We start from the raw sequence: 13,265 nt of genomic DNA, 5'->3' as shown, positions 1-13,265 counted from the left end.
ATCAAAGCGCAGGAGCAGTCGAGATGAAAAAGATAATATTATTAACGGGCTTTGAGCCCTTCAACAAGGAGACCATCAACCCTTCGTGGGAAGCCGTGCAGCTGCTGGACGGCTGGCACGAGGGCGAGTTCGTGGTCCATGCACGGCAGTTGCCGTGCGCCTTCGGCAAGGCGCTCAAGACCATTCATCGCGCGGTCGAGGAACTGCAGCCGAGTATCGTGATTTCGGTCGGCCAGGCCGGCGGCCGCGTCGATCTGTCGGTGGAGCGGGTGGCGATCAATGTCGACGACGCGCCGTATGCGGACAACCAGCAGCGGCAGCCGGTCGACCAGCCCATCGTCAACGGCGGGCCGGCGGCTTACTTCTCCACCTTGCCGATCAAGGCCATCGTGCACGAGCTGCGCGAAGCGGGCCTGCCGGCATCAGTGTCGCAATCGGCCGGCACCTTTGTCTGCAACCATGTGTTCTATGGACTGATGCACCAGGCGCACGAGTGGGGCACCACCATGCGCGCCGGTTTCATCCACATTCCCTACCTGCCGCAGCAGGCCGCGCGCCATCCCGGCACGGCCAGCATGAAACTGGAAGATGTGGTCGAAGGCCTGCGCATCGCGGTCCGCACCACGCTCGCCCATACCGTCGATGTGCGCGAGGCCGGCGGTCTGACGCACTAATGCGCCGCTTTACGCCATGCGTCCCTGGTCACCACGTAGACCGTGGTATCGGTGTTGTACCAGCGCTCGACGCCGCGATAGGTCATGCCCAGGCGCTGCATCATTTTTTCTGAACCGGTATTTTGCACGTGGCAAACCGCCACCAGTTGCGGGCTCTCCAGGACCTCGAAAGCAAAATTGGCCATCGCTAGCGCGGCCTCCTTCGCATAGCCCTTGCCCTGTGCATCGGGACGCAGGCGCCAGCCGATTTCCAGCGGATTGTCAGGATTGCGTTCGATATTCTGGATGCACCCGGCACCAATCAACTGCCCGGAGTCGTTGTCGATGAACGCCCACCACGAATAGCCCAGCGTGGCCCATGCCGCTTTGACCCTGGCGATGAACGCGGTGGTTTCTTCCGCCGTCTCCGGCCTGCCGGTGATGTAGCGCATCACTTCCGGATCGCTGTTCAGCGCGCGCAAGCCATCGTAATGTTGATCGTCGAAGGGCTGCAATTGCAGGCGCGCGGTGGCGAGAACGGCCATGTTCAATTCTCCCGTGCCGGCGGATTCAAGATATTCAGGAAGGCCCGCACCACCGGCGCATCGTCGGTCGTGGTGTAGGTGATGTACAAATTGGCCGACGGCGGATTGCTGCGGATCGGCACAAACACCACGCCCGGCCAGCCGATGCGGCTGGTGGTCTCCGGCATCAGCGCCACGCCCAGTCCCGCACCCACCATCGCCAGCAGCGTCTGCGGTTCGGACGCTTCCTGGAAAATCGTCGGCTGGAAGCCGGCCTTCACACAGCACTGCATCAGGTAGCGCGGGAACGACGACTTGTCGAGCGCCAGCGTCAGCATCGGCTCCTCGGCGATGTCCATCAGTTCCAGCGCATCCTGCTTGGCCAGCGGATGGTGTTCGTTGATGGCCACGCACACGTCTTCGCGGAAGCACAGTTCCTGGCGCAGGTTGTCCGCTTTCAGATAATCTTCGTCGAGCTTCGGTTCGCGCCAGAAGCCGACGTCGATCTGCTTGGCGCGCAGGGCGTCGTATTGCAGCGTCGGACCCAGTTCGTGCAAGGTCCAGGTCACGCGCGGGAACTTGGTCTGGAATTCCTCCAGCAGGCTGGGAATCGGTCCCCACATCGCCGAGCCGACGATACCCACCCGCAGCCGTCCCACTTCGCCGCGGTCGATCTGACGGATGGTGTCGATGGTCATGCGCATCTTGGCCAGCATGTCCGACGCTTCACTCATCAGCGCCTTGCCTGCCACCGTCAGCTCGAAAGTGCGGGTGGTGCGGGCGAACAGCTTCACGCCCAGTTCACTTTCCAGTTTCATGATCTGCTGGCTCAGCGGCGGCTGCGAAATGTGCAGGCGCTCGGCGGCACGGCTGAAACTTTTTTCTTCAGCCACGGCGAGGAAGTACTTCAGTTGTTTCAGATCGATGGACATGGCGGCGGCTCGATGTCGGTTAATGTGTGGATTGCATGGCCACCGCCAGCGCGGCGCCGCAACGGGCATTGTTCTTCACCAGCGCGATATTGGTCGCCAGGCTGCGGCCCTCGGTCAGCTGCTTGATGCGGCTGAGCAGGAACGGCGTGACGTTCTTGCCGGTGATGCCCTGGGCATCGGCTTCCTGCAAGGCCTGCGCGGTGATGCGGTCGATTTCCTCCTTCGGCATGGCCTCGGCGGCCGGCACCGGATTGCTGACCACCACGCCGCCCTTCAGGCCCAGCGACCATTTGGCCTGGATGAAGGTGGCCTGTTCGGCCGGCGTGTCGAGCTGGAAGTCGGCGTTGAAGCCGCTCTCGGTGGTGAAGAAGGCCGGGAAGCCGCGCTGGCCGACGCTGATCACCGGCACGCCGAAGGTCTCCAGGTATTCCAGCGTCAGGCCGATGTCGAGGATGGATTTGACGCCGGCGCACACCACCGCCACCGAGGTCTGCGCCAGTTCCTGCAGGTCGGCCGAGATATCGAAGCTGGTCTCGGCGCCGCGGTGCACGCCGCCGATGCCGCCGGTGACGAACACCTGGATGCCGGCCAGTTCGGCGCAGATCATGGTGGCGGCCACGGTGGTCGCGCCGAGCTTCGCCTGCGACAGCACGTAAGGCAGGTCGCGGCGGCTGACCTTCATCGCATCCGGCGAGGTGCCCAGCAGCTCCAACTGCTGTTCCGACAGGCCGACGCAGATCTTGCCGTCGATGATGGCGATGGTGGCCGGCACGGCGCCGCCGTCGCGGATGATCTGTTCAACTTCACGCGCCATCTGCACGTTTTGCGGATACGGCATGCCGTGCGAGATGATGGTCGATTCCAGCGCGACGATCGGTTTGCCGGCGGCGCGGGCGGCGGCCACTTCCGGCGAGAACAGCAGGTATTGGTGCATGGTTTTATCCTTTACTAGGGAAGAGCGGAGCGCTCATATCAAAATCGTGAATTTCGTCGAGGACATCGGCGGCCAGCACCGGCGAGACGGTTTCCTGGCTTTCCAGCGTCATCGCCGCGACCTTCAGGCCACGGCGGCAGGCCAGCGTCAGGTCGTCGCTGCCCTGGTACAGGGACCAGCAGATGGCGGCCGAGAAGGCGTCGCCGGCGCCGGTGACGTCCACCACATCCACCTGGTGCGCGGCCAGCCATACCAGTTCGGCCCCGCGCGTGTGGTACACGCCCTGGCTGCCGCAGGTGACGATGACGTCCTGCGCGCCTTGCAGGCGCACCTCGTTGCAGGCGGCGCGCACGTCGGCTTCGGTGGGCAGCGCGCGGCCGGCGCGGGTTTCCAGTTCGCCGCGATTGAGGATCAGCAGGCGCAGGCCCTGCAGGCTGGCCGGCAGGCGTGCCATTTTCGGCTGCGACACGGCGACGATCACCAGCGGCACATTGTCGCCGCGCGCACTGTCCAGCAGCGCGGTGATGCTGTCGGCGGGCAGATTCAGGTCGGCCACGGTCATGGCGGCGGCGGAGCGCTGCGGCTGGCGGCTGGCCAGGAACGCCGGCGTGATGTGGTCGTACAGCGCCATGTCGGCCAGCGCCACCACCAGCTCGCCCTTGTCGTCGAGGATGGCGGTGTAGGTGCCGGTGGCGTTGTCCGGCAGCTTGAGGCTGCCGCGCGTGTCGATGCCGGCGGCTTCCGCGTGGTCCTGCAGGTTGCGGCCGGCGCCGTCGTCGCCGAGGGCGGTCAGCAGCGCCACCGGCAGGTTCAGGCGGGCCAGGTTTTCGGCGATGTTGCGCGCCACGCCGCCGTAGACTTCCTCGGCGGTGGCGGGATTGGAGGTGCCCAACTGCATCGCCTCGATGGTGCGCAGCTTGCGGTCCAGATTGGCGGCGCCGATGCACATCACCGGACGCTTGTCCGGCAGCACATAGGCGCGGCCCAGCAGGCGACGTTCGCGGATCAGGCCGGCGATGTGGCCGGCCACGGCGGAGCGCGACAGGCGCAGCTCGACCGCCAGGTCTTGCTGGGAGATGAAGGGGTTGGCGCGGATCAGCTGGTAGAGCTGTTCCTTTTTGGAGGAGTCGGTCACGGTAGTGGCCCTTTTAAACAATTGTCTTCAATAGTAAACATTTGTTTGAATCGAGTCAATCGCACGTCTGCGGCTAAGTTTGCCTTGGTTTATAATACCGCCGATTTATATCACTTTTATATAAATGGCTAAGAAAAATGGTATTTGCCATACATATGCACGATGATGCATCATGTCAGCTTCCCCAGCCATATCAAAAAAACAGAGGATCTTCATGTCTAATAACTTCCCATTCCAGGCAGCCGACATCATTCGCGCCCGTCTTCCACAAGGCTTTAAACCGCGCGTGGCGATGATCCTTGGTTCCGGCCTGGGCGTGCTGGCGGAACAGATGACCGATGCGATCACCATCGGCTACGACGAACTGCCAGGTTTCCCGATTTCCACCGTGCACGGCCACGCCGGCGAACTGGTGATCGGTACGCTGTCGGGCGTGCAGGTGGTGTGCATGAAGGGCCGCGGCCACGTCTACGAAGGCTACGGCCTGGGCGTGATGACCAGCGCCGTGCGCACCATGAAGCTGCTGGGCTGCGAAATGCTGTTCGTGACCAATGCGGCCGGTTCGCTGCGCACCGAAGTCGATGCCGGCGCGCTGGTGGCGCTGACCGACCATATCAACTTCCTGCCGGGCACCCCGATGATGGGCCCGAACGACGAGCGTTTCGGTCCGCGCTTCTTCAGCATGGCCAACGCCTACGATGCGGAACTGCGCGCGCTGCTGCAAACCTCGGCCAAAGAGAAAAACGTGACGCTGCATGAAGGCGTGTACATCGCCTACGCCGGCCCTAACTTTGAAACGCCTGCGGAAATCCGCGCGTTCAAGACGCTGGGCGCCGATGTGGTCGGCATGTCGGTGGTGCCGGAAGTGGTGTCGGCCCGTCACTGCGGCCTGAAAGTGGTCGGCGTGTCGGCGATTACCAATCTGGCCGAAGGCCTGTCGCCGTTCCCGCTGTCGCATGACCAGACCTTGAAGTACGCAGCGATCGCAGCGACGTCGCTGATTGAAGTGATCCTGGGCTTCCTGGGCAACGTGGCGAAAACGCCGCAAGCTTAAGGAACCAAACAGGGGCGGCTAGTCCGCCCTTTTGCTTTTTAGGAGTTCATTATGAAACGCGCATTTATCCTGCTGCTCGATTCGTTTGGTCTGGGCGCCACGCCCGACGCGGCGAAGTACAACGACGCCGGCGCCAACACCTTCGGCCACATCGCCGAACAAGTCGCCAAGAGTGGCACGCCGATGTCGCTGCCGACCATGGAAAACCTGGGCCTGACCGCCGCCGCGCATCTGGCCAGCGGCGAGTGGGCCACCGGCTTCAATCAACGCGACGGCTTCACCGCGGCCTACGGCGCGGCGCGCGAGCGTTCGACCGGCAAGGACACCCAGTCCGGCCACTGGGAAATCGCCGGCGTGCCGGTGGAATTCGACTGGGGCTACTTCCCGAAAACCGTGCCGTCGTTCCCGGCCGAGCTGACCGCCAAACTGCAGGAGCTGACCGGCGTGCCGGGCTTCCTCGGCGACTGCCACGCGTCGGGCACGGAGATCATCAACAAGCACGGTGACGAGCATGTCGCCACCGGCAAGCCGATCATCTACACCTCGGCCGACTCGGTGCTGCAGATCGCCGCGCACGAGGAGTCGTTCGGCCTGGAGCGCCTGTATGAAGTGTGCGAGATCGCCTTCAAGCTGGTCGAGCCGTACAACATCGGCCGCGTGATCGCCCGTCCATTCCTGGGCGCGAACGGCAACTACACCCGTACCACCAACCGTCACGACTACGCTGTCGCGCCGCCGGCGCCGACGCTGCTGGACCACGTGAAGAACGACGGCGGCGAAGTCATCGCGCTGGGCAAGATCAGCGACATCTTCGCCACCCAGGGCGTGTCGCGCGTGGTCAAGGGCAAGGACAATATGGCGCTGTTCGACGCGCTGCTGAAAGTGGCCGACGAAGCGGGCGACAAGTCGCTGACCTTCGTGAACTTCGTCGACTTTGACCAGGCCTTCGGCCATCGCCGCGACGTCAAGGGCTATTCGAACGCGCTGCACGAGATGGATGCGCGCCTGCCGGAGTTCATCGCCAAGCTGCAACCGGACGACCTGGTGGTGATCACCGCCGACCATGGCTGCGATCCAACCTGGCCGGGCTCCGACCACACGCGCGAACACATCCCGATGATCTTCTTCGGTCCGAATGTGAAAGCGCAGTCGCTGGGCATTTCCGAATCCTTCTCCGACATCGGCCAGACCCTGGCCCATCACCTCGGCGTCAAACCACTCGAAAACGGAACCAATCTGTTATGAGCATCATTACCGATTTCAAACGCAATGAAGCTGTCCCGCTGGACCTGGGCTGGATCAATCACATCCACGTGAACAAGAGCGCCGCCGACCGCCGCGCCGCCAGCCTGGCCAACCGCCGCACGGTGAAGAAGGAATACCAGGCCGCCTGGCTGGTCAAGGCCATCGGCCTGATCGACCTGACCACGCTGTCGGGCGACGATACGCCGGGCCGCGTCGAGCGCCTGTGCCGCAAGGCGCTGCGTCCGCTGCGCGCCGATCTGGTGGAGGCACTTGGCCTGCAAGACGTCAACCTGGCCACCGGCGCCGTCTGCGTGTACCACGAGATGATCAAGCCCGCGGTCGACGTGCTGCAAGGCCGCCTGCCGATCGCCGCCGTGTCGACCGGCTTCCCGGCCGGCCTGACCAGCATGGAAACCAAGGTGCGCGAGATCGAACTGTCGGTCGCCGCCGGCGCCTCCGAGATCGATATCGTCATCACCCGCCAGCACGTTTTGACCGGCAACTGGCAGGCGCTGTACGACGAGATGCTGGCTTACCGCAAGGCTTGCGGCGAAGCGCACGTGAAAGCGATTCTGGCGACCGGTGAACTGGTCACGCTGGAAAACGTGGCCAAGGCATCGTGGGTGTGCATGATGGCCGGCGCGGACTTCATCAAGACTTCGACCGGTAAAGAACCGGTCAACGCAACGATCCCCGTGTCGCTGACGATGGTGCGCGCGATCCGCGAATACCACGAGCAGACCGGCTTCAAGATCGGCTACAAGCCTGCGGGCGGCGTCGGCACGGCCAAGGCCGCGCTGCAGTACCTGACGCTGATGAAGGAAGAACTGGGCAACGAGTGGCTGGAGCCGCACCTGTTCCGCATCGGCGCATCGAGCCTGCTGACCGACATCGAACGCCAGCTGGAACACTACGTGACCGGACACTACTCGGCCGCTCACCGCCACGCGCAACCATAAAGAACACGGACACTGTCATGCCAACCATCAAAGAGATCCTGAACACCATGGAATACGGCCCAGCACCGGAGAGCACCAAAGAAGCGCAAGCGTGGCTGGAGCAGCACGGCCGCCAATTCGGCCTGTTCATCGACAACGCGTGGACCGCGCCGGGCGAACTGTTCGCCTCCATCAATCCAGCCGATGCCGCCAAGCTGGCCGACCTGACGCAAGCCACCAGCGCCGACGTTGACCGCGCTGTCGCCGCCGCGCGCGCCGCGCAGCCGGGCTGGCAGGCGCTGGGCGGCCATGGCCGCGCCAAAGTGATGTACGCGCTGGCGCGCCTGCTGCAAAAGCATTCCCGCCTGTTCGCCGTGCTGGAAACGCTGGACAACGGCAAGACCATCCGCGAAACCCGCGACGTCGATCTGCCGCTGGCCGCGCGCCATTTCTACTACCATGCCGGCTGGGCGCAACTGCAAGCCGAAGAATTCGCCGACTACCGCGCCGTGGGCGTGGTGGGCCAGATCGTGCCGTGGAATTTCCCGCTGCTGATGCTGTCGTGGAAAATCGCGCCGGCGCTGGCCGCCGGTAACACCGTGGTCTTCAAGCCGGCCGAATTCACCTCGCTGACCGCGCTGCTGTTCGCGGAAATCTGCGTGCAGGCCGGCGTGCCAGCGGGCGTCGTCAACATCGTCACCGGCGACGGCAGCGTGGGCGAAGCCATCGTCAAGCACGAAGGCATCGACAAGCTGGCCTTCACCGGTTCGACCGAGGTGGGCCGCCTGATTCGCCAGGCCACCGCAGGCAGCGGCAAGAAGCTGTCGCTGGAACTGGGCGGCAAATCGCCGTTCATCGTGTTTGAAGATGCGGACCTGGACGCCGCTGTCGAAGGCCTGGTCGATTCGATCTGGTTCAACCAGGGCCAGGTGTGCTGCGCGGGTTCGCGCCTGCTGGTGCAGGAATCGGTGCAGGACAAGTTCCTGGCCAAGCTGCGCGCCCGCATGGACAAGCTGACCCTTGGTTCGCCGCTGGACAAGTCGATGGACATCGGCGCGCTGGTCGATCCGGTGCAGAAGCAGCGCATCGAAGGCCTGGTGCAATCGGCGCGCGACGAAGGCTGCACCGTGTACCAGCCGGCCTGCGAACTGCCGGCGGACGGCTCGTGGTTCCCGCCTACGCTGATCACCGGCGCATCGACGTCGGCCGCCGTGGCGCAGGCCGAGATCTTCGGACCGGTGCTGGTGGCGATGAGCTTCCGCACGCCGCCTGAAGTGGTGCAGCTGGCGAACAACACCGTGTACGGCCTGGCCGCCTGCGTGTGGACCGAGAACATCTCGCTGGCGCTGGACGTCGCGCCGCAGATCAAGGCCGGCGTGGTGTGGATTAACACCGCCAACCAGTTCGACGCCGCTTGCGGCTTCGGCGGCTACCGCGAATCCGGCTTTGGCCGTGAAGGCGGCCGCGAAGGCATGTACGAGTACCTGACAGCGCTGTCGGAAGACGCGCGTCCCGCCGCGCCGGTGGTGGAAGCCAAGGCCAAGGCGAAAGCCGCCGTGCCGGCCGGCAGTCCGTTCGGCATCGACCGCACCGCCAAGATGTACATCGGCGGCAAGCAGGCGCGCCCTGATGGCGCCTACAGCCGCGCGATTCACGGCGCCGACGGTTCCTTCATCGCCGAAGTGGGCGAGGGCAGCCGCAAGGACATCCGCAACGCCGTGGAAGCCGCGCACAAGGCTGGCGGCTGGACCAAGGCGACGTCGCACAACCGCGCGCAAGTGCTGTACTACATCGCTGAAAACCTGGCGGCGCGCGGCGAGGAATTCGCCGCCCGCATCGCCGCCATGACCGGCACGAAAAACGCCGAGAAGGAAGTGCAGGCGTCGATCGAGCGTCTGTTCTACTACGCTGCCTGGGCCGACAAGTACGACGGCCTGGCGCATCAGCCGCCGATGCATGGCATCACCGTGGCGCTGAACGAGCCGCTGGGCGTAATCGGCATTGTGTGCCCGAACGAGTCGCCGCTGCTGGGCTTCATCTCGCTGGTGGCGCCGGCGATCGCGCTGGGCAACCGCGTGGTGGTGGTGCCGTCGGAAGCGCATCCGTTGTCGGCCACCGATCTGTATCAGGTGTTCGATACCTCGGACCTGCCGGGCGGTGTGGTCAACATCGTCACCGGTTCGGCTGATGAACTGGCGCGCACGCTGGCGACGCATAGCGATATCGATGCCGTATGGCGTCACGACGGCTCGGCCGAAGGCTGCGCCGAAGTCGAGCGCCTGTCGGCCGCATCGCTGAAGCGCACCTGGGTTGGCGGGGCGAAGGGGCGCGACTGGTACAGCACGGCGCAAGCCGGCGGCCGCGCAGTCCTCGCGCACGCATCGCAAGTCAAAAACATCTGGATCCCCTACGGCGTCTGATCGGAGCATTACATGTTTTTACCTCAAGAGATCATCCGCAAGAAGCGTGACGGTGGCGTATTGTCGGCCGAAGAGATCCAGTTCTTCGTTGGCGGCATCACGTCCGGCCGGGTGACCGAAAGCCAGATCGCCGCGTTGGCAATGGCTGTCTATTTCAACGACATGAATATGGACGAACGCGTCGCCTTCACGCTGGCCATGCGCGATTCCGGCGAAGTGCTGGACTGGCGCTCGCTGGACCTGAACGGTCCGGTGGTCGACAAGCACTCCACCGGCGGCGTCGGCGACGTCGTCTCGCTGCTGCTCGGCCCGATGGTCGCAGCCTGCGGTGGCTACGTGCCGATGATCTCCGGCCGTGGTCTGGGCCACACCGGCGGCACGCTGGACAAGTTCGACTCCATCCCCGGCTACACCACGGTGCCGGACAATGCCTTGTTCCGCAAGGTGGTGAAGGAAGTCGGCGTCGCCATCATCGGCCAGACGTCCTCGCTGGCGCCGTCGGACAAGATCTTCTATGGCGTGCGCGACGTCACCGCGACCGTGGAATCGGTGGCCATGATCACCGGCTCCATCCTGTCGAAGAAACTGTCGGCCGGCCTGGACGCGCTGGTCATGGACGTGAAAGTCGGCAGCGGCGCCTTCATGCCGACCTATGACAAATCGGTGGAGCTGGCCGAGAGCATCGTCAAGGTCGGCAACGGCGCGGGCATGATGACTTCGGCCATCCTGACCGACATGAACGAATCGCTGGCGCCCTACGCCGGCAACGCCGTCGAAGTACGCGGCGCGATCGACTACCTGAGCGGCAAGTCGCGTCCCGCGCGCCTGCACGAGGTGACGATGGCGCTGTGCGCCGAGATGCTGGTGCTGGGCAAACTGGCGGCGACCGAAGAAGAAGCGCGCGCCAAGCTGCAAGCGTCGCTGGACAGCGGCGAAGCGGCCGAGCGCTTTGCGCGCATGGTGGTGGCGCTGGGCGGTCCTGCGGACCTGATGGACAATCCGGACAAGTACCTGGAACGTTCGCCGATCATCGTGCCGGCGCCTGCGCTGACCTCGGGCTACGCCGCAGCCGCCAACTGCCGCGACATCGGCCTGGCCGTGGTGTCGCTGGGCGGTGGCCGTCGTCGTGCTGCCGATCCGATCGATTTCGCCGTCGGCCTGACCGGTTTGGTGGGCCTGGGCGACAAGATCGAAGCCGGCCAGCCGCTGGCGATGGTGCACGCCCGCACCCAGGAAGCGGCCGAACAGGCCATCCGCGAAATCCAGGCGGCGTACCGCATCACCGACGCCGCGCCTGCCGCCAATCCCGTCATCTACCGCACGATCAAACCATGAACAAACAAGAACTGATCGCCGAAGCCGCCGCCGCGCGCCTGAAGGCATACGCACCATACTCCAACTTCAAGGTCGGCGCCGCGCTGCGGACCAATGACGGCAAGGTCTTCCACGGCTGTAACGTGGAAAACGCCGCCTATGGCCTGTGCAACTGCGCCGAACGCACCGCCTTCTTCAGCGCCTTCGCCCACGGCTACAAACAGGGCGATTTCGACCAACTGGTGGTCATCGGCGAAACCGACGGCCCGATCGCGCCATGCGGCGCCTGCCGCCAGGTGATCCTGGAATTGGGCGGCAACGACCTGCCGGTCCTGCTGACCAACCTGAAAGGCGACATCTTCGAAACCACCGCCGCCGAACAGCTGCCGAACGCCTTTGGCGGCGCGGACCTCAAGAAGAAGTAATGGCCTTCAAGAAGACGATTGATGTGCAAGCGGCTGTCGCCATCGCGGCGGCCGAGGCCATCGCCGCAAAGACGCAGGGTACTTTCGGCGTCGGCGGCGTGATGCTGGATCAGCATGGCAACGTGCTGCAATCCCTGCACAACAACGTCGTCAAGGACGGCCTGATTTTTGACCCGACCGCGCACGGCGAACGCCAGTTGATCGACTGGTACTATGCCGAACGCGCCAAGGGCCGCGAACTGCCGGCGCCGCAGGACGTCACCATCGTCACCTCGCTCGATCCCTGCTGCATGTGCAGCGGCGCGATCCTGGCCGGCGGCTTCAATGTGGTGGTGGCCGCGCCGGACAGGAACGCCGGCATCAACTACGACAACAGCGCCGGCTTCCACGCGCTGCCGGAAGCGCTGCGCGCGCAGGCCGGCGACAGCTTCGGCTATCCGGCCATCCTCGGCGCCTCGTCGTATGCGCGCGCCGCATCGGGCGCCACGCCGAAGTCCTTCTTCATCGGCAAAACCATCGCCGAACCGACGCAGGCCTTGTGCTCGCTGGTGTTCGAGGCCACGTCGGCCGATGTGATGGAAATGGTGAACAGCGACCTGCCGCAGGAATCGCTGAAAGACCCGGCCACGCTGCCGGCCGATCACGCCATCGTGCGGGCGCTGAAGCAGCAGTATCCGGATGCGCTGGCTTACCGCTGCGCGCCGCACCAGCCGGATGCCGGCCTGGCGCCGTTCCTGCTGCAGGCCATGGCGCGCGACCGCGAACACGGCGGGGTAGGGGACACGGTGGCCTTGCTGGATTCGTTCGGCAATCTGCTGCTGTGCATGCCGGGCCGGCTGACGCAGTCGGGCATCCGCAGCGCCTTCATGGAAACCACGCGCGCCTACGCGCAGCTGCGCTACAAGCTGCTGCACGGCGCCACGCGCGCACAGCAGGACGACATCCGCCACTACCTCGGCCATCCGAAGGACGGCACCTTCGTGTTTGCGCAGGGACCGGACGCCAGCGCCGTCAGCTTCATGAACCTTGGCGCCTACGGCTCGACCATGGAAGGACCGCTGCCGATGAAAAATCCCACCCAATTCCAATACGTGCTGCCGGCGCTGCCGGAAGCCGAACTGGCCGCCATCTGCGCCGCCATGCCGCCGCTGTACCGCAACATCATCCGCATCCGCCCGACGCAGGTGGCCGACAACGCACTGATCGCCGCGCTGTCCTAGGACGCGTAGGGATCGTAGGTGCCGATGCTCCAGACGTGGCCTTCGAGGTCGCTGCAGGTGAAGCCGCGCCCGCCGTAGTCTTCGTCCTTGATGTCGAGCAGGATCTTGCCGCCGCCTTCCAGCACGCGGCCGTACACCAGATCCGCATTGTTGACGATCAGGTAGGCGGCCTGCGTAACCTGGCCGCCGGTTTCCGATGGCTGCTTGAGCAGGCGGCCGTATTCGCTGTCCACCGCCGAACCCAGCATGATCATGCTGTTGCCGAAGGTGAGCTGGGCGTGGGCGATGCTGCCGTCCTCATTGGGCACCACGAACTGGACTTCAAAGCCGAGGGTGTCGCGCAGCCATTCGATGGCGGCCGGGGCGTCGCGGTAGCGCAGGCATGGTATGACGCCACACAGGGTTTGCTTGGGTATGCTGGACATCGTTCCCTCCCTTGAGTGAAGAGATCCAGTATACGCCGATGCCCAA

13 protein-coding genes are annotated in these 13,265 nt (G+C 64.6%); 8 read left to right on the top strand and 5 right to left on the bottom strand.

What is annotated here, in order from left to right; translation table 11 throughout:
• Positions 1-23: 23 nt before the first annotated feature.
• Positions 24-674: a pyroglutamyl-peptidase I gene (gene pcp / locus GJ695_RS04190; protein ID WP_154362349.1), complete on the top strand. Its 651-nt coding sequence runs from the start codon at positions 24-26 to the stop codon at positions 672-674.
• Here pcp and GJ695_RS04185 read toward each other — a convergent pair.
• Genes GJ695_RS04185 through GJ695_RS04170 form a run of 4 tightly spaced genes read right to left on the bottom strand, consistent with a single transcriptional unit; the run spans position 671 to position 4,178 of the window.
• Positions 671-1,198 carry a GNAT family N-acetyltransferase gene (locus GJ695_RS04185; RefSeq protein WP_154362348.1) on the bottom strand — a complete coding sequence of 176 codons (528 nt, stop codon included), beginning with the start codon at positions 1,196-1,198 and terminating at the stop codon, positions 671-673. The two genes, pcp and GJ695_RS04185, sit on opposite strands and share 4 nt — an antisense overlap.
• Positions 1,199-1,200: 2 nt before the next feature.
• Positions 1,201-2,109, bottom strand: a complete 909-nt coding sequence (locus GJ695_RS04180; RefSeq protein WP_154362347.1) for a LysR family transcriptional regulator — start codon at positions 2,107-2,109, stop codon at positions 1,201-1,203.
• A gap of 19 nt (positions 2,110-2,128) precedes the next feature.
• On the bottom strand, positions 2,129-3,043 hold the full coding sequence (locus GJ695_RS04175; protein ID WP_154362346.1) for a pseudouridine-5'-phosphate glycosidase: 915 nt from the start codon (positions 3,041-3,043) through the stop codon (positions 2,129-2,131).
• Between the two features lie 4 nt (positions 3,044-3,047).
• Positions 3,048-4,178: a carbohydrate kinase gene (locus tag GJ695_RS04170; RefSeq protein WP_166455080.1), complete on the bottom strand. Its 1,131-nt coding sequence runs from the start codon at positions 4,176-4,178 to the stop codon at positions 3,048-3,050.
• A 214-nt stretch (positions 4,179-4,392) separates the two neighbouring features.
• Between GJ695_RS04170 and xapA the strand changes: the two genes are divergently transcribed.
• Genes xapA through GJ695_RS04135 form a run of 7 tightly spaced genes read left to right on the top strand, consistent with a single transcriptional unit; the run spans position 4,393 to position 12,794 of the window.
• On the top strand, positions 4,393-5,232 hold the full coding sequence (xapA, locus tag GJ695_RS04165; RefSeq protein WP_154362344.1) for a xanthosine phosphorylase: 840 nt from the start codon (positions 4,393-4,395) through the stop codon (positions 5,230-5,232).
• A gap of 51 nt (positions 5,233-5,283) precedes the next feature.
• Entirely contained in the window at positions 5,284-6,477 is a 1,194-nt protein-coding gene (locus GJ695_RS04160; RefSeq protein ID WP_154362343.1) for a phosphopentomutase, read from the top strand.
• Positions 6,474-7,436: a deoxyribose-phosphate aldolase gene (gene deoC / locus GJ695_RS04155; RefSeq protein ID WP_154362342.1), complete on the top strand. Its 963-nt coding sequence runs from the start codon at positions 6,474-6,476 to the stop codon at positions 7,434-7,436. Before GJ695_RS04160 ends, deoC begins: the two co-directional genes overlap by 4 nt.
• 17 nt (positions 7,437-7,453) lie before the next feature.
• The gene (locus GJ695_RS04150) at positions 7,454-9,835 is read left to right on the top strand and encodes an aldehyde dehydrogenase family protein (RefSeq protein WP_371866482.1); all 2,382 of its coding nucleotides are present in this window, start codon (positions 7,454-7,456) and stop codon (positions 9,833-9,835) included.
• 12 nt (positions 9,836-9,847) lie between these two features.
• Entirely contained in the window at positions 9,848-11,170 is a 1,323-nt protein-coding gene (deoA, locus tag GJ695_RS04145; RefSeq protein WP_154362341.1) for a thymidine phosphorylase, read from the top strand.
• Positions 11,167-11,574, top strand: coding sequence for a cytidine deaminase (locus GJ695_RS04140; RefSeq protein ID WP_154362340.1), 408 nt, complete (start codon positions 11,167-11,169; stop codon positions 11,572-11,574). The genes deoA and GJ695_RS04140 overlap by 4 nt, the downstream gene beginning before the upstream one ends.
• The gene (locus GJ695_RS04135; RefSeq protein WP_154362339.1) at positions 11,574-12,794 is read left to right on the top strand and encodes a nucleoside deaminase; all 1,221 of its coding nucleotides are present in this window, start codon (positions 11,574-11,576) and stop codon (positions 12,792-12,794) included. Before GJ695_RS04140 ends, GJ695_RS04135 begins: the two co-directional genes overlap by 1 nt.
• On the opposite strand, the gene GJ695_RS04130 is transcribed toward GJ695_RS04135, so the two are convergent.
• Positions 12,791-13,219: a VOC family protein gene (locus GJ695_RS04130; RefSeq protein WP_154362338.1), complete on the bottom strand. Its 429-nt coding sequence runs from the start codon at positions 13,217-13,219 to the stop codon at positions 12,791-12,793. The two genes, GJ695_RS04135 and GJ695_RS04130, sit on opposite strands and share 4 nt — an antisense overlap.
• Between the last annotated feature and the right edge of the window lie 46 nt (positions 13,220-13,265).

The sequence above is a fragment of the Duganella alba genome, from assembly GCF_009674495.1.
In the GTDB taxonomy this organism is placed as follows: Bacteria; Pseudomonadota; Gammaproteobacteria; order Burkholderiales; family Burkholderiaceae_D; genus Rugamonas; species Rugamonas alba.
Note: the sequence above shows the minus strand (reverse complement) of the source record. Positions and strands in the feature narration are given on the sequence as shown.

Bases quoted from the DNA above. Each gene is read 5' to 3' on its own strand.
- pcp (WP_154362349.1), top strand. From the start codon at position 24: ATGAAAAAGATAATATTATTAACGGGCTTTGAGCCCTTCAACAAGGAG.
- GJ695_RS04185 (WP_154362348.1), bottom strand. From the start codon at position 1,198: ATGGCCGTTCTCGCCACCGCGCGCCTGCAATTGCAGCCCTTCGACGAT.
- GJ695_RS04180 (WP_154362347.1), bottom strand. From the start codon at position 2,109: ATGTCCATCGATCTGAAACAACTGAAGTACTTCCTCGCCGTGGCTGAA.
- GJ695_RS04175 (WP_154362346.1), bottom strand. From the start codon at position 3,043: ATGCACCAATACCTGCTGTTCTCGCCGGAAGTGGCCGCCGCCCGCGCC.
- xapA (WP_154362344.1), top strand. From the start codon at position 4,393: ATGTCTAATAACTTCCCATTCCAGGCAGCCGACATCATTCGCGCCCGT.
- GJ695_RS04160 (WP_154362343.1), top strand. From the start codon at position 5,284: ATGAAACGCGCATTTATCCTGCTGCTCGATTCGTTTGGTCTGGGCGCC.
- deoC (WP_154362342.1), top strand. From the start codon at position 6,474: ATGAGCATCATTACCGATTTCAAACGCAATGAAGCTGTCCCGCTGGAC.
- GJ695_RS04150 (WP_371866482.1), top strand. From the start codon at position 7,454: ATGCCAACCATCAAAGAGATCCTGAACACCATGGAATACGGCCCAGCA.
- deoA (WP_154362341.1), top strand. From the start codon at position 9,848: ATGTTTTTACCTCAAGAGATCATCCGCAAGAAGCGTGACGGTGGCGTA.
- GJ695_RS04140 (WP_154362340.1), top strand. From the start codon at position 11,167: ATGAACAAACAAGAACTGATCGCCGAAGCCGCCGCCGCGCGCCTGAAG.
- GJ695_RS04135 (WP_154362339.1), top strand. From the start codon at position 11,574: ATGGCCTTCAAGAAGACGATTGATGTGCAAGCGGCTGTCGCCATCGCG.
- GJ695_RS04130 (WP_154362338.1), bottom strand. From the start codon at position 13,219: ATGTCCAGCATACCCAAGCAAACCCTGTGTGGCGTCATACCATGCCTG.